Genomic DNA, 18,305 nt, shown 5'->3' on the forward strand with positions numbered 1-18,305 from the left:
CCGAAATCGCGCCGGACATACTCGGACCACCAGGGCATTGACGATGTCGCCGAAATTGTTGACAATCTTGGCACCAGTGACGTCGACAGGAGGCGCCGAAGCATGACCGACCACCCCACGCCGTCCGACCGGGCGCGCGAACTCGTGCGGGGCGCGTACGACGTGCACATCCATGTGGCCCCCGACGTGATGGAGCGCCGCATCGACGACCTCGCGCTCGCCCCCAGGTTCACCGCGGCGGGCATGAGCGGCTTCGTGCTCAAGTCCCACTACGCGCCCACCGCCGAGCGCGCCGCCGTGGTGCGCGCCGCCGTCCCCGGCTTCGACGCGGTCGGCGCGATCACGCTGAACGGCTCGGTCGGCGGCATGAACCCCGTCGCCGTCGAGATCGCCGCGCGCGGCGGCGCCCAGGTCGTCTGGATGCCGACCGTGGACAGCGCCAACCAGCGCGAATGCACCGCGCACGACCCCGAGGGCGCCAAGCCGCCGATGTGGGCGCGGCTCCAGCAGGAGCTGCGCGCCGAGGGCATGGCCGCCGACCCGGTGGACGTCGTCGACGACGACGGGAAGATCACCGAGAACGTCCGGCAGGTGCTGCGCGTGATCGCCAGGCACGACATGACGCTGGCCACCGGGCATCTGAGCCAGGCCGAGATCGCCACCGTCGTGGACGCCGCGTCCGCCGAGGGGGTGCGGCGGATCGTCGTCACCCACCCCGAGTTCACCTCCCAGCGGGTCGGCGCGGAGCGGCAGCGCGCCCTCGCGGCGAAGGGCGCCCTGATGGAGCGCTGCTTCACCACCCCCTACACGGGGAAGGTCTCGTGGGAGCTCTGGGTCGAGAACATCAAGGCGGTGGGGCCCGAGCACTCGGTCCTGTCCAGCGACCTCGGCCAGCCGTTCAACCCGCCCGTCGAGGACGGGCTGGCGCTGATGGCCGACCGCCTGCTCGCCGAGGGCTTCACCGCGGACGACGTCCGGACCATGGCCGTCCGCAACAGCCGCTGGCTCGCCGGTGCCGACCGCGCCGAGGAGGCCCGACCGTGACATCCGTACTCAAAACCCGAGGGCTCGGCAAGCAGTTCGTCAAGGACGACCAGGGCATCGTCGCGCTCCGCGACTTCGACATCGACATCGCGGAGGGCGGCTTCGTCAGCGTGCTCGGGCGCAGCGGCTGCGGCAAGTCCACGATGCTCAACCTCCTCGCGGGCCTCACGACGCCCTCGTCCGGCGAAGTCCTGTACCGGGACGAACCCGTCACCAAGCCGCGCGTCGACATCGGCTACCTGACACAGTCCGACACGCTGATGCCGTGGCGGAGCGTCCGGCGCAACATCGAGATGCCGATGGAACTGCGCGGCGTGCCGTCGGCCCGCCGCCGCGAGCGCGCGGAGGAGCTGATCGAGCGGGTCGGCCTGCGCGGCTTCGAGCGCCACTACCCCCGGGAGCTGTCCGGCGGCATGCGGCGCCGGGTCAGCCTCGCCCGGATGCTGGCCTGCGAACCCGAGACCCTGCTGATGGACGAGCCGTTCGGCGCGCTCGACGCCCAGCTCCGGCACGACCTGCAGAAGGAGCTGCTCCGGCTCTGGCAGGGCAGCGGCCAGACCGTCGTGTTCGTGACCCACGACATCGAGGAGGCCCTCCTGCTCGGCGACCGCGTCGTCGTCCTCGGCCGGCTCGGCCGCGTCGTCCTCGACGAGGAGATCGACCTTCCCCGCCCCCGCGACCCCGACGAGCTGCGGGTCGACCCCCGGTTCGTCTCCCTCCACCGCAAGATGACCGACGCACTCCGCGAGGGGGCACGATGAGCGCCGACATCCAGGGCGCCGCACCGGAGATCGTCCGGATCGACCGCGGCTTCTGGGCCAGACACGGGACGACCGTCGGCGTGTGGACCGCCCGCGTGGTCCTCGTCGCGGCCCTGCTCCTCGTCTGGGAGTGGGCCGCCGACCGCTGGTTCGACGTCATCTTCACCAGCCGCCCGTCCGAGATCTGGGACCGCCTCGTCCAGTGGCACCAGGACGGCGTCCTGTGGTCGAACACCTGGGTCACCGTGCAGGAGATCGTCTACGGCTTCGCGCTCGGCGCCGCCGCGGGCGTCGTCCTCGGCTTCGCCCTCGCCTCGGCGAAGCTGCTCTACCGGGTGCTGGACCCGTTCATCATGGCGCTGTACTCCATCCCGAAGGTGGCGCTCGCCCCGCTGTTCATCGTCTGGTTCGGCATCGGCATGAACATGAAGGTGCTGCTCGCCGCCGCGACCGTCTTCTTCCTCGTGTTCCTCAACACCGTCGCGGGCGTCCGCGAGGTCGACCGGGGCCTCATCGACGCCGTCCGGCTGATGGGCGGATCGCGGTGGCACATCACGTTCAAGGTCGTCCTGCCGGGCTCCATGACCGGCGTCCTCACCGGCCTGAAGGTCGCGATCCCCTACGCCCTGATCGGCGCGGTGATCGGCGAGCTCGTGGCGTCCAACCGCGGCCTCGGCTACCTGATCAACGACGCGGCCGCCCAGTTCGACACCGCCGGCGTGTTCGCCACCCTCGTCGTGCTCAGCGTCATCGCGGCCGTGCTGAACCTGCTCGTCGGCCTGCTCGACCGCAGGCTGAGCCGCTGGAAGCCGGTGGAGTCGCGATGAGGCGCCTGCTCGCGGCCCTGCTCGTCCTGGTCCTCGCGGTCGCGGGATGCGCGAACCGCACCTCGACCACCCCGCCGGGCACGCTGAACGTCGGCCAGATCAGCAACTCGATCGCGTTCTTCCCGCTGTTCATCGCCGAGAAGAAGGGCTACTTCGCGCAGGAGGGCGTCGAGCTCGGCGACCGTCCCCGCCTCGGCACCGGCGCGAAGGTCGCCGCCGCCCTCAAGTCCGGCAGCATCGACGTCGGCGCGGGCGTCCTCACCGACGCCCTCAACCTCGCCCGCATCGACGACGACACCCGGCTCGTCGCCAACCTCGTCGACAAGTACTACGTCGACATCATCGTCGCGGAGAACTGGTCCGGCCCGCCGGACTCGGCCCCGCTCGACCAGCGGATCCGCGCCCTGGACGGCAAGAAGATCGGCATCACCGGCCCCGGCAGCGGCACCGAGGCCCTCGTCACCTACCTCCTCCAGCGGGTGGGCATGGACTCCGACACCGACGTCGAACTCGTCAACCTCGGCGCCAAGGCGACGTCCGCCATCGGCGCCCTCAAGGCGGGCCGCGTCGACGCCCTGTCCTTCTTCCAGCCGATCGCACAGCAGGCCGAGGCCGCGGGCGCCGGGCGGCTCTACATCTCGCCGTCCCGCGGCGACATCCCCGGCTTCGAGACCACCGCGCACGGCGTCGCGTTCACGACCGCGAAGCTCATGGACAAGAAGGGCAAGGAGATCGCGGCGTTCCAGCGCGCCATCGCCCGCGCCCAGGCCGACATCCGCGAGCGTCCCGAGGAGGTCCCCGGCCTGCTCGCCGAGTACAACAAGACCGTCGATCCGCAGGCCCGCGAGGCGCTCGTCCCGATCCTGCGCGAGGAGGTCCCGCCCCAGATCGGCTTCACCCGTCAGTCGATCGACACGGCCCTGCGGTTCCACCGCACCACCGGCCTCGTCGAACGCCTCCCGACCTACGAGGAGATCGTCCCCCCGAACCTGCGCGTCACCGAAGGAGGCTGACCCCGCCGTCCCCGGCCGATCCCGGCCGGGGACGGCTCCGGAATGTTCGTCGACGCCCGGCCCCGTTCGCACTAACCTGATCAAGCAGTGTCAATACGGGGTCAGGGGCTGCGTATGAACTCCTCCTTTCCAGCGGTGCCGTCCGGTCCCGGCACTCCCGAAACCCGACGCGGCGGCGGGCTCACCAGGCGCGACGCGTCCGGCGTCCACCAGCCGGGCGAGATGTCGCTCGGCGGCGACGGCGACCGCGCGGGGCGCTGGGAGTCGGTCGGCGCCCGCACCCGCGAGCGCCTCGCCGAACTCTCCGGAACCGCCATCGACTGGTACGCCAACATCGACGGCTCGAGCGGCGACGGGCGCAGCTACGCCGTCACCTTCGGGGAGTCGGGCCTGTCGATCGCCGAGCCCCGGGTGAACACCGAGCACCGCCCCGTCTACGTGATCTCGTCCTTCCAGTTCGCTCCGGGCTCCCTCCGGCACGTCTCGGTGGAGCACCGTCCCGCGCCCCGCACGGCCGGGCCGTCGTCCGCCCCCGGGGCGGCGCCGCCGGACCTCGGCCTGACCCGCGAGTCCCGCGGCGTCCTCGGCAACCTGCCCGCGCAGGCGCAGGAACTCCTCCAGACACCCTTCCTCGCAGGACAGCAGATCCTGCGCAACGACTGGTACTACTGGGGCTTCGAGCACCGCTTCGACACCTTTATCTACTACCTCGCCGGAGCGAAGGACGTGACGGTCGCCGTCGGGTCGATGGTCGTCCCGGCGGGCCACACCGCCGCCACCGCCCACTGGACCCTCACCTGCTACCGCGCCTCGGTGTCGCGCAGGATCGGCCGCTGACCTTGTCCATCCTGTTCGGCGAGCTGGCGGGCAACGACGCCTACGAACTGCTGTGCGTCCCTCCGGACGCCTCGGCGGACGAGATCCGGCGCGCCTGGCGGAAGCAGGCGAGCGCGCACCACCCCGACCGCGTCACCGACCCCACCGCGAAAGCCGCCGCCGAGGACCGCCTGCGCCTGATCAACGCCGCGCGCGACGTCCTCACCACCCGGCGCGCCGCGTACGACGCCGCCCGCCGCGACCCCGTTCCGGACGAGCCCGGCGCACCGGAGGCCGAGGAGCTCATAGACGACCCGTGGGCCGCCGCCACCCCGGGCGCGGGCCGCTCCGACGCTCCGGAAGACCCGTGGGAAAGCGCGTCCCCCGGACGACAGCCCCCGCCACCACCAAGACCGCCCCCACCGCCGCCGCCTCCTGCGCCGCCGCGATACATGGCGCCGCAGTATCCACGGGCCCGGCACAGCCCCGGCAGTCGCCTCGCCATCGGCTGCGCGGCCGTCTTCGCCATATTTTGGGTGCTCATCATGGGCACCGCCCTGGTGTTCGCACTCCAGCCGGACGGCCCGACGCCCGAGGCGTCCGTGCCGGACGACCTCGCGGGGACATGGGCGGGCACCGTGAAGCGAGTCGCGGGCGACCGGAACTCCTGGGACGTGGAACTGACCCTGGAAGAGGGCCTGAAGCTCGGCGAGGTGCGCTACCTGAAAGGAGAGTGCACCGGCACCGCCGTCCCGGTCGTCAACGAGGGGAAAACCCTCACGGTCGAGACGGACTTTCCGGATGACATGTCCGGATGCGACGTCGGCGCCCTGAACCTCACGCCCCGCAAGGGCGACAAGACCGACATCGTCTACTACGCGGCCAACGGGGAGAAAGAGGCGACGGCTGTTCTCCGCCACCCTTGACCGAGCCGGCCCCACGGCCCGTGGCCCGGACGGCTCAAGCGCACGGGAGACTGGAAGCCTCAAGGAGCCGGACGTTCGTCAGGTCCGACGATCGAACTCCCCGGCCCGGACCCGAGCGACAAACCGTCCGAACTCTCGAGGCCCGACATCGAGCCGGGGCCCGTCCGGATCCTTGGAGTCCCGCACGCCGACCAGACGCCCCAGATCCGCGACCTCCACGCACGCATCGTCGTGACCGCCTCCGCTGTGGGAGCCCCTGCGCCACACGATCACATGAATCCCCAGGTCATCGACGTATTCGAGGGCTAGGAACGTCTTAGTCGAGATTCAGCTCCCCACGCCGAATCCGCGCCAGCAACCCGCCGAAGTCCTCCGAACTGAACCCGAGACGAGGCCCCTCAGGATCCTTGGAGTCCCGCACGCCAATACGTTCGCCCAGGTCAGCCACCTCGACACACACATCATCGTTACCCGTACCGGTGTAGGAACTCTTCCGCCACTTGGTCATTCGTACGTCCTCATCGTCTGCTCGATCAAGTCCCGCGAAGCATCCCGAGACAGGGCAAGCGCCCCGATTTGATCGAACTTTATCCCGAGGCTCGCGGTTTCGTCACCGGTCTCGATCAGCCTCCCGCCGATCTGGGCACTCGCATAGGCAACCTCTCGCCCCTTCACCTTCAGCGTCTGGAAAGTCCCATCGTGACCAGGATGGGGACCCGCCGACCTGGGCACAACACGGACGATCAGGCGGGGATTGTCTCCGATGTCGAGCAGGCGGCTCATCTGAGCGCGCATGACCTCTCTGCCCCCCACAGGGCACTCAAGAGCCTCTTGATCGACAAGAACCCAGACGTGCGGCGAATCCGATTTCTTGAGGATCCCCTGGCGCTTCATGCGCGCCTTGCTCTCGACCTCCACCTCTCTGGTGCGCCCGGCCGACCACAGCACGGCTTGCGCGTACGCTTCCGTCTGAATCAGGACGGGGATCGCTCTGCCATTGTAGATCTTGATAATCTCAGCAGCTTCCTCATATTGGACATACTGCTTGAACCAGTCCGGATTGTGTCCGGAACGGGCATACCAGAGCAGTCGAGCGAAGTGACCACCCGTATTCCATGCCCTATCCAGGGCATCCATATGATCATCTTGTGGCCTCAGACGTCCGGCCTCCCAGTTCGATACCGTTCCACGAGCGGCATTGACGATCTGTCCCATCTGCGCGAGCGACATCCCTCGCTGGGTTCGATAAAACCACAGGTCAAAGGCCAGCCAGGACCACAGCGACGCCTTCGGATCGATCATTTCACGAGCACTCATCAACACTCCTCACGTATCGATGTTTTCGAGATACGACGCACATTAGCCCAGCGCTACCGATCCTGTGAAGCAGATCACGAGAACAGGACGGTGGACATGAATGACCACGCACCAAGAGTTCAAATGCCACAATCGGATGAAATCCGGATGACCATACTAGGAGTGGACTCCTCGGTCATATTCGCGCGCGAACTCGTCCGCTACGCCCTCATCAAGTGGGGCTACAGGCGCCTCTTGATCGAAGACTCGGTTCTCGTCATGAGCGAGATAACGACAAATGCGGTCAATTCTGCACCCTGTCACCAACTCCGCGTCCGGGTCGCCGTCCACGACGGCGCGCCGCTCCTGGAGTGCTGGGACCCGTCTCCCGAACTCCCGCAGGCCCGTGACGCCGACCTCGACGCGCTGAACGGGCGCGGCCTCGCGATCATCGCCGCCTACGCCAAGGACACCGGCGTGCGCCCGTCCGCCACCGGACAAGGAAAGATCGTTTGGGCGCTCATGCCGACGTGACCGGCTGCCCCAGCGATCCATTCCAACGCCCGGACGGCCGAGTCGGCTCGCCAACCTTGCAAGGTGAGGCAGGGCGCCACGCCGGTCAATGGCTCGGCCGGCCAGATCCACGCACAAGATCTGGCCGCCCCAGGTCGCACCGCACCAGGGACGGGGACGAGGCCGTCACTTCGGCACGTCGCCCCGGCCGTCGATCCGAGCCATGACCGGCAGCAGCCGGGCACCTTACTTCATGGCAAGAGGACCCTCACTCCTCCGAAACTCCATCAAATATTTCTGAGGCACATCTCCGCAGCACATCCCACAGGCCCGCCGCATGACTCGACAACCGGCAACCAACTCGTCCCACACGCCTCCCCAACGTCACTCTTGTCGCTTTTGCGCACTCCTGCGAGAGTCTCATAGCTAGCGACTTGAGTACTGGAAGTGGGTGGCCCATGACGAGACCCTGGGAAGCAGACCACGACGCGAAGTTCCAGCGCAGGCTGGGAAAGACCGCCGCCGAGGTGGGCGCCAGTCGCACCACGCAGGACTGCCCGGAGATCTGGGAGCTGGACAACGGCGATATCGCCGTGATCGGTCGCGAAGCGACGAGCGCATACGCCGGACGCCTCCCGCGGGGCGTGAGCATCGGGCAGGACGAACGTCTGGTCATCATCCCCGGCCGCATGCTCTCGGCCGCCAAACCAGACATCCGAGACGCCTGACGGTTCTTTCACCAGAGAACACTGGGCATCGGTGTCGCGGCAGGTCGCCTATCAGACCACGAACGTGGGCGGCCCGCCGCGACATCGGCACAACGTGGCTGCATCGAGATCGCCGTGCGGCACGACGCCCTGTCTCCCATCTCCTGGAATACAGCGCTCGCGTCCCGCTCTCCGGCCTACCTTCCCCTCATGCCTTCCCGCCTCCCGGGACGAAGCACGATGTACATGCTCGTCCTCGCCCTCGCCTTCCTACTCGCTCTGAGCCTCGCAACCGCGTTCGCCATCACAGGAACGATCCTGGACGAGGATTATTTAGATCAACGCGACTGGCGCTCCGTCACGATGGCTGTGCACCTCTCGATCATCACGCTGGTCGGGGTCGGGGGGTTCCTCATTTTGCAGGCGCGCGAGACGAAGATCGCCCGTGAAGAGGCTCGACGCATCGCCATAGCCGAGCTTCTCAAGATGGCGATGGACGACCCCGGCCTCGACGAGGCATGGGGCCCGGTGCCTGAGGGCGAGGACCGCAAGACCCGACGTCAACTCATGTACATCAACATGATCGTGTCCGAGTGGCAGATGTCTTTCGAGACCAAGGCCCTACCCGAGAAACGGCTGCGGGCCATCTCCCGCGAGATGTTCAGCGGCCGTCCGGGACGCGCCTACTGGCAGGACGCGCGCCAGGTGCGGATGAGCACGTCAGAGACCAGGCAAGCCCGTCGCTTCCATCAAATCCTGGACGAGGAGTACGACCGGGCCCCCGTTCCCCAGCCCGAGAGCCGGCCGCGTGTCCTTCGCCCCTGGGCCCGTATTGCAGGCGCAGCTACGGGCGCGGCGGCCTTGGTCCCCCTCCTTCGCGCCCTCATCCGCCGGACCAGTCGCACGCCGAGACGCTGAGGCGCCTCACACCGGTCGCGCTGACCGGTCCTGGGCCCGGTGTCAGCGGGGCGGGCCGGCCTCGATCCGGCGGAGGGCGGCGGCGTACTCGCCCGGCGCCGGCCGGGAGCCCTCCAGCCACCAGGTCGCGCCGGCGTCGGCGATCGCCGCGACGGTCTCGCGGGCGGCGCCCGGTTCGTCCGCCGGGGTCGCGCCGGTGATCACGACGTCGAACGGGCCGTCGGCGTCCCGGTGCGCTTCGACGGCGCCGACGAGTTCGGCCACCGCCTCGGGCGTGGGGTTCCACGAGCCGTCCGCCATGTCGACCATCATCGGCGCGACGCCGTCCCAGCGGGCCGCCCGGCGCAGGGGGCGCCGGTTCGGCCAGTTGCAGCCGATCCAGACGGGCGGGCGCGGCCGCTGCACCGGCGTGGGCCGGAACGTCACGTCCGCCGCGGTGAGGTGCTCGCCGTGGAAGTCCACGCGTTCGCCCGACCACAGCCCGGTGAGGAGCTCCAGCCCCTCGTCCAGCCGCCCCGCCACCTCGGCCGGCCGGACGGACTCGCCCCACGTGCCGTACTCGGCGTCCAGCGTGAAGCCCAGCCCGGCGCCGAACACCAGCCGTCCGTCCGACAGCCGGTCCAGCGAGGTCGTCTGCCGCGCGAGCGGCCCGGGGCGCCGCCGGGCCACCGCCGTGACCATCGGGCCGAACCGGATCCGTTCGGTCGCGGTGGCCACGAGCGTGAGCAGCACCCAGGGGTCGGCGACCTCCTGGGGGCCGTAGGGGAACACAACGTGGTCCCAGACGAAGAACCCGTCCCACCCCGCGTTCTCGGCCCGCCGGGCGAGATCGGCGACCTGACGCGGCTCCGCGAACTCACCGATGTTGGGCACGCAGACTCCGTAGCGCATGCGGGGATGCTACTCCCCCCGCGGAGCCGTGCGGAAGCAGCATTCTTCGCTTGTGAGAATGCTTTTGACACCGACCAAAACCCCTGGCCGGACACCTCCCTAATCAGTGGACGTGATCGTCGCGCACAATTATAAAAGATCTACCATATACCCGTTCGCCGAATGCTTGCATTGCCATTCAAGCAGGGAATAACTATTCCATACGACAGCGAAGGCGGTGGAGATCCATTGGCGGAAAAACGCGATTCGATCTTGTGGGGCGCGGCGGGCGACAACCTGTCGGGCTCGGATTACCCGCAACTGGACGATCGGTACGGGCCGCTCACGATCCGCCGCGTCTACCAGCGCCCGCGCGACGGGATCCCGAGGTCGTGGGCGGCGTCGAACGCCGGGGCCGACGCCGGAAAGCGCGCGAGCTGCTGGTCGGGAAAGCCGGACATGGCCGCCGTCGCGTCCGGATCACTGGACGAACGGATCCTCGGTTTTCTGCGCAGCGTCCCCAAGGCCCACGTCGCGTTCGTGACGATCTGGCACGAGCCGGACGTGAAACTGAAGAACGGCACGTTCTCGCTCTCCACCTATCGCGCGGGCTTCCGGCGGTTCTGCCGACTGGCCAAGCGCGTGCAGGAGGACGGCTGGTCGCGCCTGTACACGGTGCAGATCGTCACGACGTGGGCGGGGACGAACCCGTCGAAGGGGCGCACGTACGCCGACATGTGGCCCGGCGACGGACTGGTCGACTGCTACGGCGCGGACGGCTATTCCCACGTGGGGTCGAAGGAGTCCCTGTGGGGTCCGGCGGTCGAGTTCGCCCGGTCGCGCGGCATCCCGTGGTGCGTCCCCGAAATCGGCTACGGCAACCGGGGATCGCAGAACGTGTCGTGGATGAAGGACCAGATCGCGTACATGACCACGACGGCGGCGGGCGGAAAGCACACCCGGTGCGCGTTCGCGTGCTGGTTCGACACCGCGGGGCCGATCTCCAATCCCACTCCGGGGAACGATCGGGCGTGGATCGCGGCGGCCCGGAAAGCGTCGCGAGAACACTTCTTCGACCACAGTCGTTTCGTGCTCTGACCGCCCGCCGCGTCCCGAGCAGGGGCCGCCGACCCCCTCCCCGGCGGCCCCGCGGGAGCCGGGGGGTCAGGCCATCGCCTCGACCTCGTCCCGGGTCAGGACGGGGTCGGGAGCGGTGGGCGCGGTGGACGCGACGGGCTCCGAGGTGCCCTTCGCGACGCGGGCCTTCGCCTCGCGGAACTCGCGGATCGGCCCGGTGGCCTCGTAGAGGCCGTTGATCGCGGTCCAGAGGGCGGCGCGGCGGGCGCGGAGGGCGATCGGGTTGGGCGGCTGGTACATCGCCAGCTTCCGCGCCCATTCGGGGAGCATGTCGCGGGCGGCCCAGTCCATGAACGGGCTGCCGGGTTCCCACGGCTTGGCCTCGCTGCCGCGGAGGTTGGGGCCGGTGGCGAACGCCTTGATCGGGGTCACCGCGAGGCGCGGCAGGTAGGACTCGAGGCAGTCGAGGGTCTCGGCCTTGGTCGCCGGCAGGTCGGTGCCGCCGAGGGCCTCGCCGACGCGGACGAACTCGCGGTAGTAGCGGTCGATGTCGCGCAGGGGGCGCCGGTGGTAGCGCTCGTGGGCGGTCGCGAGGCCCCAGACGACCGTGGCGTAGTTCCAGCGCAGCCAGTCGGGGTCGTCGGCGTCGTAGGCGAGCCCGTCGGGACGGGTGCCCTTGACCGTGTGGTGCATGGCGCGGACGGTGCGGGCCAGGCGCTCGGCGGTCTCGGTGGAGCCGTACGCGGTCCCGATGAAGAACGAGACGGAGTGCCCGAGCCGGACGGTCGCGCCGTGGGCGTCGACGTTCCCGGTGGGGATGCCGTTCTTGTCCCGTTCGGGGATGCGGGAGTGGTCGTAGGCCATCCAGCTGATGCTCGGGTCCAGGCCCTCGATGTAGGCGGCGCCGACCAGGCCGAGGATCAGGGTGGGCAGGTGCGAGTGCACGTACCAGACGGCGCTGCCGGGCCCGAACCAGCCGGGGTCGCCCTCCGGGCCGGCGAAGTCGAGGCCCTTGAAGAACTTCGAGCGGATGTCGGCGTCGAACGCCTCCTCGAACTTCGTCGCGATGATGTTGCTCTTCGACGGCATGCCGGACTCCCATTCTGGATACGACTGTGGCCAGAATAAGCATCCGGTTACGCCCGTGTCCAGACTTGATAGCGTGAGCGCCATGACGACCCGGTGGGCGGGGGTCCCCGCGTCCCGGCGCCGGGACGCGCGCCGCGACATGCTGCTGCGGGCCGCGTTCGCCCTGTTCGGCGCCGAGGGCGAGGCGGGCCTGACCGTCCGCGCCGTGTGCCGGGAGGCCGAACTCCACACGCGGTACTTCTACGAGAACTTCGCCCACACGGGCGAGCTGCTCGCCGCGGTCTACGACCGGGAGGCCGCGGCGCTCGGCGACGTGCTGGAGCGGGCGCTGGCGGAGGCCGGTCAGGACCCGGAGGCGCGCACCCGCGCGGGCGTCCGGGACGTCCTCCGGTTCATCAGCGACGACCCGCGGCGCGGGCGCGTCCTGTTCGCCGAGGCGCCCGGCAACGACCTGCTGGCCGCGCGGCGGCGGCAGGCCGAGACCTCGTTGCTGGACGGCCTCGTCGCCATGGGCCCGGGCGGCGGCCCGACGGTCGTGGTCGCCGCGACCATGTTCACCGGCGCGATGATCGAGCTGGCCCGGCAGTGGGCGGACGGACGGCTCGGCGACGACCTCGACGCGGTCGTCGACACGGCCGTCGAGCTGTCGACCGCGCTGCACGCCAAGGCCGTCGAGCGCCTCGTCCGCTGACACTCGCACCCCCCGGCGGTTCGACCAGCGGTTCGCCGACGTGAGAGGGATGTTGTTCAAGGTACTCAAGGGGTTCTGGGGTGAACGGCGGAGTGGAGCCGGGGCGATCCCGGCTCCACTCCGCGGTGCGGGCGTGGCACTGGAACTGTGCGAAGAACCTCCAGATCTCTCGCTTGGTCCAGGTGGCGACGCCGCTCTCGTCGGGAGAGCCGTCGACCGGACCGGGGATGCGGCCTCCGTCGAACGCGGCCCACTGGACCGGATGACCGGCACGGCAGCCCGAGTGGGTGGTGGTGATGTGGGTCAGGCTGCCCGGAGCGGGCTCAGGGCCGCTCTACTGAAGCCCGTGGCGAAGCGCTGGGCGGGGTCGACGCAGAGGCCCGCATCCGCCGCCACCGCGGCGGCGAACCGGGACCACCGGCGACGCCTGTGCGGAGGAGCCGGGGGGGATCCGCACCGTGGGGATTCATCGTTCACCCCCTGTGGCAGGTCAGGTGCGGGTCCAGCGCTGGTTGGCGCCGCCCCAGCAGGAGTAGATCTGGATCGGGGCGCCGTTGCCGGTGCCGGCGGCGTCCAGGCAGAGGCCGGACTGAACCCCGACGATGGATCCGTCGGAGTCGAGGCGCCACTTCTGGTTGTCGCCGCCCCAGCAGGAGTAGATCTGGACCCGGGCGCCGTTGCCGGTGCCGGCGGCGTCCAGGCACTTGTCGCCGTAGACCCTGAGCTCGCCCGCGTCGGTGGGGGTCCACTGCTGGTTGGTGCCGCCGTGGCAGTCCCAGAGTTGGAGCTGGGTGCCCTCGGCGGTGTCGGCGTTGGGCACGTCCAGGCAGCGGCCCGATTTGGCGCCGCTGATCGTTCCCGCACCGGGCCCCGGCCCCGGGTCGGTGCCGCCGTTGAGGGCGTTGAGGACCGAGTCGTAGGCGGGCTTCTTGTTGCCGTTGCCGTCGAACAGCAGCGGCGTCTGCTCCGAGCGCCAGGAGTCGGTGTCGCGCACGCCCCAGACGGTGATGCCGACGCAGCGCTCGACCGCCAGGCAGTCGTTGGTCACGTTGGCGTAGGTCGTCGGCGAGGCGCCCTGGATGTCCAGCTCGGTGATGGCCACGTCGACGCCGAGGGCGGCGAAGCTCTGCAGGGTGGTGCGGAAGTTCGCGTTGTACGGGCTGCCGCTGTTGAAGTGAGACTGGAAGCCCACGCAGTCGATGGGCACGCCGCGCTGCTTGAAGTCGCGGACCATGGAGTACACGGCCTGGGTCTTGGCCCAGTTCCAGTTCTCGATGTTGTAGTCGTTGTAGCAGAGCTTGGCGGCCGGGTCGGCGGCGCGCGCGGTGCGGAAGGCGACCTCGATCCAGTCGTTGCCGGTGCGCTGGAGGTTGGAGTTGCGGCGAGCTCCCGAGTTGCCGTCCTCGAACGCCTCGTTGACGACGTCCCACTGGACGATCTTGCCCTGGTAGTGGGCCATGACGCCGTTGATGTGGTCGATCATCGCCTGGCGCAGCGCGCCGCCGCTGAGGTTCTGCATCCAGCCGGGCTGCTGAGAATGCCAGGCCAGGGTGTGGCCGCGCACCTCCTTGCCGTTCTGGACCGCCCAGTTGTAGACGCGGTCGGCTGCGGTGAAGTCGAACCGGCCCTGCTGGGGTTCGGTTGCGTCGATCTTCATCGAGTTCTCGGCGGTCACCGAGTTGAACTCGCGGTTCGCGATCGTGGTGTACACCGGGTCGTTGAGCCTGCCCGAGGCGATGGCGGTGCCGAAGTAACGGCCGCTCTGCGCCGCCGCGGCACCCAGCGTGCTCTCCGCGGCGGCGGCGGACGGAGCCGGTGCCACGAGCGCGGCGGACGAGGCGAGCACCCCGAGAGCACCCGCGACGAGGGCCCGCTTGCGGATTCCTGATCTGGGCATGGCGATACGCACGTCTGTTCCTCCATGAACGAACGAGAGATGGGTGCACGGACACGGCCGTGCAACAGACGCCGCGCTCCAGCACTGGAACGCACTCACCACCCAGGGCGTCGCGGACTCAGTGTGTGAGCCCTTGCCGGTCCCGTCAATAGTTTCAGAAAGTTTCATGGCGGACCTCGGGCTACGCAGTTCGCACGCCCGATCTAGCAGGTGGGTAGCGTCCGAAACTTTTCGTAGCTTCGGGGCCCTTGACCGTGTCACTCCACCTCGTATTTACTCCGGCCACCACCACCCTCCCGCCATCCCCAATAGAGAGAAGGCCCTCTCGCGACAGGAATGTTAGCGGTAACAGGCACATCGGACGAAAGGAAGTAGTTCATGTTGAGGACCGGTGCAGTGCTTGCATCGCTCCTGCTGTCGGTGCTCCTGTCCGTGACCAACGTACAGACCGCTCAAGCCGCGACAGTGGATGTGAACAAGTGGTACGTCCTGGTCAACCGCAACAGCGGCAAGGCCCTGGACGTCTACAACCTGGCGACCGGCGACGGCGCCCGCATCACCCAGTGGACCAGGAATGATCAGAACCAGCAGCAGTGGCAATTCGTCGATTCCGGCGACGGGTACTACCGGATCAAGTCCCGCCACTCCGGCAAGGTGCTGGACGTCTACAACTGGTCGACGGCCAACGGCGCCTCGATCGTCCAGTGGTCCGACCACGACGGCACCAACCAGCAGTGGAGGCTGGCCGACAGCCCGGACGGCCACGTAAGGCTCATCTCCCGCCACAGCGACAAGGCCCTGGAGGTGCAGGGCGGTTCCACCGCCGACAACGCGAACATCGTCCAGTACGACGACTGGGGCGGCACCAACCAGCAGTGGCGCCTCGTCGAGGTCGGAAGCGACGACCCGAATCAGCCGTGCGCTCTTCCGTCGACGTACCGCTGGACGTCGACGGGCCCGCTGGCGCAGCCGGATTCGGGGTGGGCGTCGCTCAAGGACTTCACCGTCGCCCCTTACAACGGCGGGCATCTCGTCTATGCGACGACGCATGACTACGGGACGAGGTGGGGCTCGATGAACTTCAGCCTGTTCTCCAACTGGTCGGACATGGCGTCGGCCGGCCAGAACGGGATGTCGAATTCCACCGTCGCGCCCACGCTTTTCTACTTCGCGCCGAAGAACATCTGGGTGCTCGCTTACCAGTGGGGGCGGACCGCCTTCTCCTACCGGACCTCGAACAACCCGGCCGACCCGAACGGGTGGTCATCGGAGCAGGAGCTCTTCTCCGGAAGCATCTCCGGCTCCGGAACGGGCCCCATCGACCAGACGCTCATCGGCGACGGCACGAACATGTACCTTTTCTTCGCCGGTGACAACGGCAAGATCTACCGGGCCGGCATGCCGATCGGGAACTTCCCGGGCAGCTTCGGCGCGACCTCGACGGTGATCATGAGCGATACGCAGAACAATCTGTTCGAAGGCGTTCAGGTCTACAAGCTCAAGGACCGGAACCGCTACCTCATGCTCGTCGAGGCGATCGGCTCGCAGGGTGATCGTTACTTCCGCTCGTTCACGGCCACCAGCCTGAACGGTTCGTGGACACCGCAGGCCGCGAGCGAGGGCGCCCCCTTCGCCGGCAAGGTCAACAGTGGCGCCACGTGGACCGACGACATCAGCCACGGCGAACTGGTCCGCGCCGGTGCCGATCAGACCTTCACCGTCGATCCCTGCAACCTGCAACTGCTCTACCAGGGGCGCGATCCCGGCTCCGACGGCACCGACTACGGCCTCCTGCCCTACCGGCCGGGGCTTCTGACACTGCAACGCTGACGGCGTGACACGGGTCCGGCTCCGGTGCGGATCCGCGTGGGCGGGCTCGGCAGAAGGCCGAGCCCGCCCACGTCACCGCGGACCACGGCTCACACCTTGGGGGCGATCTCCAGCTCCTCCCAGAGGATCTCCGTGGGAAAGGGGTCCGTCGCGCTGACCGCGACCGGGCCCATGTCGCGGTGCGTCGTCCCGATGTGCGCATAGCCGCGACGACCGCCGGTCAGCGCATGGCGCTCGATCGACAGCGCCCCGACCTTGTCGAACGACACCAGCCAGTAGTGCGGAATGCCCGCATCGGCGTAGTCGGCCATCTTGTGGACGCGGTCGCGCCTACCCGACCATGTCGAGAGAACCTCGGCCACGACGAGGCAGTGCTCGGCGGCGAGCTGCTCGAAGTCCGGTATGCAGCGGTGCAGGACGGCGTCGGGCTTGCGTGCCGTGGCGGGAACTTCCCACAGCAGCACGTCGACTTCGGTGTTGGTCTCGTAGCACTCGGCGCCTCCGGACCGGCGTACCTGCTCCACTGCCGCGCGTTCGAGCGCGAGCGACAACCGGGTGCCCACCTTCTGATGCTCGCGCCTGCGCTGTTCGCGGGGAACGACGAACCCGTCCACGATCTCCAGATCACGCCGGATGTCGTCATCGATCTCCAGGAACATCTCCCAGGTGATCGGCTCATGTTGCTGCTCATGCCACACGGTCATGTCCAGGCGCTCTCGGTCGGGCGGATCGGCCAAGCCGATCCTACGGAGCGTGACGCGGTGGTGCGGTGCGGTCGGAGGTCAGCGGGCGGGGACGGCCAAGAGGTCGAGGTGGCGGACCTCCACGGTGAGGTCGCCGTTGGCGCAGTCGGCGAGGCGGCGGCGGAGGTAGGCCGGGGCGTCGGCGGCGAGGGCGGGACGGTGCTCGACGGCGGCGGCGACCCAGCCGCGGAGCCACTGCGCCATCAGTGCCGAGCGGGCGGGGCCGAGCCGCCAGGGGCTCGGCCGGGTGTGGACGGTCGCGCCGCGGCGGGTGAACGCGTCGGCGGCGGTGAACGCGGCGTCGACGCCGAGCCGGCCGTCGCGGCGGCGGTGCGCGTCGGCCGCCGCGGCGAACTCGACGTCGAGCGGGTCGGCCGGATCGAGCCGCACCCGGCCGATCGGGGTGAGGGTGAGCAGCGCGGGACGGCAGGCGGTCGCGGCGAAGGCGTCGACCTCGGCGGCGGTGAGCCGGTGCAAGACGTCGCAGGCCGCGAGGACGGACGTGCCGACGACATCGGCCGCGCGGAGTTCGGCGAGCGCGGCCACCCGGACCTCCGCGGTGACGGGCGCGGTGACGGGAGTGCCGTCGCTCGCGGCACGGGTGATCCCCTCGACGGCTCGGGCCGCGAGTGCGGGGTCGGAGTCGTGCATGATCCAGTGTTGGGGCCCGTGCAGGCGGGGTGCAAGCCACCGGGACAGGGCCCCGTCGCCGCACCGGGCGTTCCATACGGTGACGGGACGGTCCGGCGGCAGCTCGGCGCGCAGGACGTCCAGCAGCGAGCCGGCGCGGGCCGCGGCGTCGGCGGGTTCGCGCAGTTCCGCCCAGGACGGGCTGGCGACGGTCATGACGGCTCCCTTCGGGAACGGCGCCCCCACGCCGTCCGCGAAGGAAGATCCCCTCGCCGGTGGTGTCGCAACCCCACCGGAAGGTTCAGGTGTGGTATAGCCCGGCCAGGCGGGTCCGGACGAGCAGGTCGTGCAGCACTCCTTCCGCGGTCGGGCGCTCGGGCAGGGCGCTGCGGTCGCGCTCGTCCTCGAGGAGTGCCGAGAGCGCGTCGACGTCCGCCCGCAGGACCGGGCGGCCGGGGGCGCCCGACGGGACGCCCGCGTGCTCGGCCTCGCGCTTGGCGGCGATGAGGTCGGGGACGTACGGCGGCGCGCCGTCGAGCAGCCTCGTCAGGTCGGTCTCGAGCTCGCCCGTCCGCATGAGGTGGACGCCGCGCAGGTCGATGTCGGAGTCGCGGGACTCGAAGCCGTAGATGTGCGACCCGCTGACGGTGAGGAACG

General features: G+C 69.3%; 21 protein-coding genes. 12 read left to right on the top strand and 9 right to left on the bottom strand.

Going from position 1 to position 18,305, the window contains the following annotated elements:
• The first annotated feature begins 102 nt into the window (after positions 1-102).
• The 6 genes from F7P10_RS06125 to F7P10_RS06150 all read left to right on the top strand — a co-directional run bounded on the left by F7P10_RS06125 (position 103) and on the right by F7P10_RS06150 (position 5,387).
• Positions 103-1,044 (top strand): DUF6282 family protein, encoded by a 942-nt coding sequence (locus tag F7P10_RS06125; RefSeq protein WP_151008462.1) that lies wholly within the window; start codon positions 103-105, stop codon positions 1,042-1,044.
• Complete coding sequence (locus F7P10_RS06130) at positions 1,041-1,805, top strand: ABC transporter ATP-binding protein (RefSeq protein WP_151008463.1); 765 nt, start codon at positions 1,041-1,043, stop codon at positions 1,803-1,805. The genes F7P10_RS06125 and F7P10_RS06130 overlap by 4 nt, the downstream gene beginning before the upstream one ends.
• A complete protein-coding gene (locus F7P10_RS06135; RefSeq protein ID WP_151008464.1) occupies positions 1,802-2,632 on the top strand; it encodes an ABC transporter permease in 831 nt (276 codons plus the stop codon). Before F7P10_RS06130 ends, F7P10_RS06135 begins: the two co-directional genes overlap by 4 nt.
• On the top strand, positions 2,629-3,645 hold the full coding sequence (locus F7P10_RS06140; protein ID WP_151008465.1) for an ABC transporter substrate-binding protein: 1,017 nt from the start codon (positions 2,629-2,631) through the stop codon (positions 3,643-3,645). Before F7P10_RS06135 ends, F7P10_RS06140 begins: the two co-directional genes overlap by 4 nt.
• A 114-nt stretch (positions 3,646-3,759) precedes the next feature.
• The gene (locus F7P10_RS06145; protein WP_151008466.1) at positions 3,760-4,482 is read left to right on the top strand and encodes a hypothetical protein; all 723 of its coding nucleotides are present in this window, start codon (positions 3,760-3,762) and stop codon (positions 4,480-4,482) included.
• Positions 4,483-4,484: 2 nt separating this feature from the next.
• Positions 4,485-5,387 (top strand): J domain-containing protein, encoded by a 903-nt coding sequence (locus tag F7P10_RS06150; protein WP_151008467.1) that lies wholly within the window; start codon positions 4,485-4,487, stop codon positions 5,385-5,387.
• 78 nt (positions 5,388-5,465) lie between these two features.
• Here F7P10_RS06150 and F7P10_RS06155 read toward each other — a convergent pair whose 3' ends face one another.
• Genes F7P10_RS06155 through F7P10_RS06165 form a run of 3 tightly spaced genes read right to left on the bottom strand, consistent with a single transcriptional unit; the run spans position 5,466 to position 6,704 of the window.
• The gene (locus F7P10_RS06155; RefSeq protein WP_151008468.1) at positions 5,466-5,660 is read right to left on the bottom strand and encodes a DUF397 domain-containing protein; all 195 of its coding nucleotides are present in this window, start codon (positions 5,658-5,660) and stop codon (positions 5,466-5,468) included.
• A 43-nt stretch (positions 5,661-5,703) separates the two neighbouring features.
• Entirely contained in the window at positions 5,704-5,895 is a 192-nt protein-coding gene (locus tag F7P10_RS06160; RefSeq protein WP_151008469.1) for a DUF397 domain-containing protein, read from the bottom strand.
• Entirely contained in the window at positions 5,892-6,704 is an 813-nt protein-coding gene (locus F7P10_RS06165) for a helix-turn-helix transcriptional regulator (protein ID WP_151008470.1), read from the bottom strand. Before F7P10_RS06165 ends, F7P10_RS06160 begins: the two co-directional genes overlap by 4 nt.
• A 147-nt stretch (positions 6,705-6,851) precedes the next feature.
• On the opposite strand from F7P10_RS06165, the gene F7P10_RS06170 reads away from it, so the two are divergent.
• The 3 genes from F7P10_RS06170 (at position 6,852) to F7P10_RS06180 (ending at position 8,821) form a co-directional block, all read left to right on the top strand.
• On the top strand, positions 6,852-7,217 hold the full coding sequence (locus F7P10_RS06170; RefSeq protein WP_176611322.1) for an ATP-binding protein: 366 nt from the start codon (positions 6,852-6,854) through the stop codon (positions 7,215-7,217).
• A gap of 437 nt (positions 7,218-7,654) precedes the next feature.
• Positions 7,655-7,924, top strand: a complete 270-nt coding sequence (locus tag F7P10_RS06175; protein WP_151008472.1) for a hypothetical protein — start codon at positions 7,655-7,657, stop codon at positions 7,922-7,924.
• Between the two features lie 219 nt (positions 7,925-8,143).
• Entirely contained in the window at positions 8,144-8,821 is a 678-nt protein-coding gene (locus F7P10_RS06180; protein WP_151008473.1) for a DUF6082 family protein, read from the top strand.
• Positions 8,822-8,863: 42 nt separating this feature from the next.
• Here the strand turns inward: F7P10_RS06180 and F7P10_RS06185 are convergent, their stop codons facing one another.
• Complete coding sequence (locus F7P10_RS06185; protein ID WP_151008474.1) at positions 8,864-9,712, bottom strand: LLM class flavin-dependent oxidoreductase; 849 nt, start codon at positions 9,710-9,712, stop codon at positions 8,864-8,866.
• A gap of 162 nt (positions 9,713-9,874) precedes the next feature.
• On the opposite strand from F7P10_RS06185, the gene F7P10_RS06190 reads away from it, so the two are divergent.
• Positions 9,875-10,789 (top strand): hypothetical protein, encoded by a 915-nt coding sequence (locus tag F7P10_RS06190; protein WP_151008475.1) that lies wholly within the window; start codon positions 9,875-9,877, stop codon positions 10,787-10,789.
• A gap of 66 nt (positions 10,790-10,855) precedes the next feature.
• Here F7P10_RS06190 and F7P10_RS06195 read toward each other — a convergent pair whose 3' ends face one another.
• Positions 10,856-11,857, bottom strand: coding sequence for an oxygenase MpaB family protein (locus tag F7P10_RS06195; protein ID WP_176611323.1), 1,002 nt, complete (start codon positions 11,855-11,857; stop codon positions 10,856-10,858).
• Between the two features lie 82 nt (positions 11,858-11,939).
• Between F7P10_RS06195 and F7P10_RS06200 the strand changes: the two genes are divergently transcribed.
• On the top strand, positions 11,940-12,548 hold the full coding sequence (locus F7P10_RS06200) for a TetR/AcrR family transcriptional regulator (RefSeq protein ID WP_151008477.1): 609 nt from the start codon (positions 11,940-11,942) through the stop codon (positions 12,546-12,548).
• Between the two features lie 490 nt (positions 12,549-13,038).
• On the opposite strand, the gene F7P10_RS06210 is transcribed toward F7P10_RS06200, so the two are convergent.
• Positions 13,039-14,457, bottom strand: a complete 1,419-nt coding sequence (locus F7P10_RS06210; protein ID WP_254716438.1) for an endo-1,4-beta-xylanase — start codon at positions 14,455-14,457, stop codon at positions 13,039-13,041.
• Positions 14,458-14,841: 384 nt separating this feature from the next.
• Between F7P10_RS06210 and F7P10_RS06215 the strand changes: the two genes are divergently transcribed.
• Complete coding sequence (locus F7P10_RS06215; protein WP_254716439.1) at positions 14,842-16,275, top strand: non-reducing end alpha-L-arabinofuranosidase family hydrolase; 1,434 nt, start codon at positions 14,842-14,844, stop codon at positions 16,273-16,275.
• Between the two features lie 89 nt (positions 16,276-16,364).
• Here the strand turns inward: F7P10_RS06215 and F7P10_RS06220 are convergent, their stop codons facing one another.
• The 3 genes from F7P10_RS06220 to F7P10_RS06230 all read right to left on the bottom strand — a co-directional run bounded on the left by F7P10_RS06220 (position 16,365) and on the right by F7P10_RS06230 (position 18,225).
• On the bottom strand, positions 16,365-17,012 hold the full coding sequence (locus tag F7P10_RS06220; protein ID WP_151008479.1) for a Uma2 family endonuclease: 648 nt from the start codon (positions 17,010-17,012) through the stop codon (positions 16,365-16,367).
• A gap of 45 nt (positions 17,013-17,057) precedes the next feature.
• Positions 17,058-17,864: an SAM-dependent methyltransferase gene (locus tag F7P10_RS06225; protein ID WP_151008480.1), complete on the bottom strand. Its 807-nt coding sequence runs from the start codon at positions 17,862-17,864 to the stop codon at positions 17,058-17,060.
• 85 nt (positions 17,865-17,949) lie between these two features.
• Positions 17,950-18,225, bottom strand: a complete 276-nt coding sequence (locus F7P10_RS06230; RefSeq protein WP_254716440.1) for a hypothetical protein — start codon at positions 18,223-18,225, stop codon at positions 17,950-17,952.
• Between the last annotated feature and the right edge of the window lie 80 nt (positions 18,226-18,305).

Origin of the sequence: Actinomadura sp. WMMB 499 (genome assembly GCF_008824145.1) — a bacterium.
In the GTDB taxonomy this organism is placed as follows: Bacteria; Actinomycetota; Actinomycetes; order Streptosporangiales; family Streptosporangiaceae; genus Spirillospora.

What these genes read in the sequence shown, in the direction of transcription:
- F7P10_RS06160 (WP_151008469.1), bottom strand. Translation starts at nt 5,895, where the DNA reads ATGACCAAGTGGCGGAAGAGTTCCTACACCGGTACGGGTAACGATGAT.
- F7P10_RS06225 (WP_151008480.1), bottom strand. Translation starts at nt 17,864, where the DNA reads ATGACCGTCGCCAGCCCGTCCTGGGCGGAACTGCGCGAACCCGCCGAC.
- F7P10_RS06195 (WP_176611323.1), bottom strand. Translation starts at nt 11,857, where the DNA reads ATGCCGTCGAAGAGCAACATCATCGCGACGAAGTTCGAGGAGGCGTTC.
- F7P10_RS06185 (WP_151008474.1), bottom strand. Translation starts at nt 9,712, where the DNA reads ATGCGCTACGGAGTCTGCGTGCCCAACATCGGTGAGTTCGCGGAGCCG.
- F7P10_RS06140 (WP_151008465.1), top strand. Translation starts at nt 2,629, where the DNA reads ATGAGGCGCCTGCTCGCGGCCCTGCTCGTCCTGGTCCTCGCGGTCGCG.
- F7P10_RS06180 (WP_151008473.1), top strand. Translation starts at nt 8,144, where the DNA reads ATGTACATGCTCGTCCTCGCCCTCGCCTTCCTACTCGCTCTGAGCCTC.
- F7P10_RS06200 (WP_151008477.1), top strand. Translation starts at nt 11,940, where the DNA reads ATGACGACCCGGTGGGCGGGGGTCCCCGCGTCCCGGCGCCGGGACGCG.
- F7P10_RS06175 (WP_151008472.1), top strand. Translation starts at nt 7,655, where the DNA reads ATGACGAGACCCTGGGAAGCAGACCACGACGCGAAGTTCCAGCGCAGG.
- F7P10_RS06135 (WP_151008464.1), top strand. Translation starts at nt 1,802, where the DNA reads ATGAGCGCCGACATCCAGGGCGCCGCACCGGAGATCGTCCGGATCGAC.
- F7P10_RS06125 (WP_151008462.1), top strand. Translation starts at nt 103, where the DNA reads ATGACCGACCACCCCACGCCGTCCGACCGGGCGCGCGAACTCGTGCGG.
- F7P10_RS06190 (WP_151008475.1), top strand. Translation starts at nt 9,875, where the DNA reads ATGCTTGCATTGCCATTCAAGCAGGGAATAACTATTCCATACGACAGC.
- F7P10_RS06170 (WP_176611322.1), top strand. Translation starts at nt 6,852, where the DNA reads ATGACCATACTAGGAGTGGACTCCTCGGTCATATTCGCGCGCGAACTC.
- F7P10_RS06165 (WP_151008470.1), bottom strand. Translation starts at nt 6,704, where the DNA reads ATGAGTGCTCGTGAAATGATCGATCCGAAGGCGTCGCTGTGGTCCTGG.
- F7P10_RS06145 (WP_151008466.1), top strand. Translation starts at nt 3,760, where the DNA reads ATGAACTCCTCCTTTCCAGCGGTGCCGTCCGGTCCCGGCACTCCCGAA.
- F7P10_RS06230 (WP_254716440.1), bottom strand. Translation starts at nt 18,225, where the DNA reads ATGCGGACGGGCGAGCTCGAGACCGACCTGACGAGGCTGCTCGACGGC.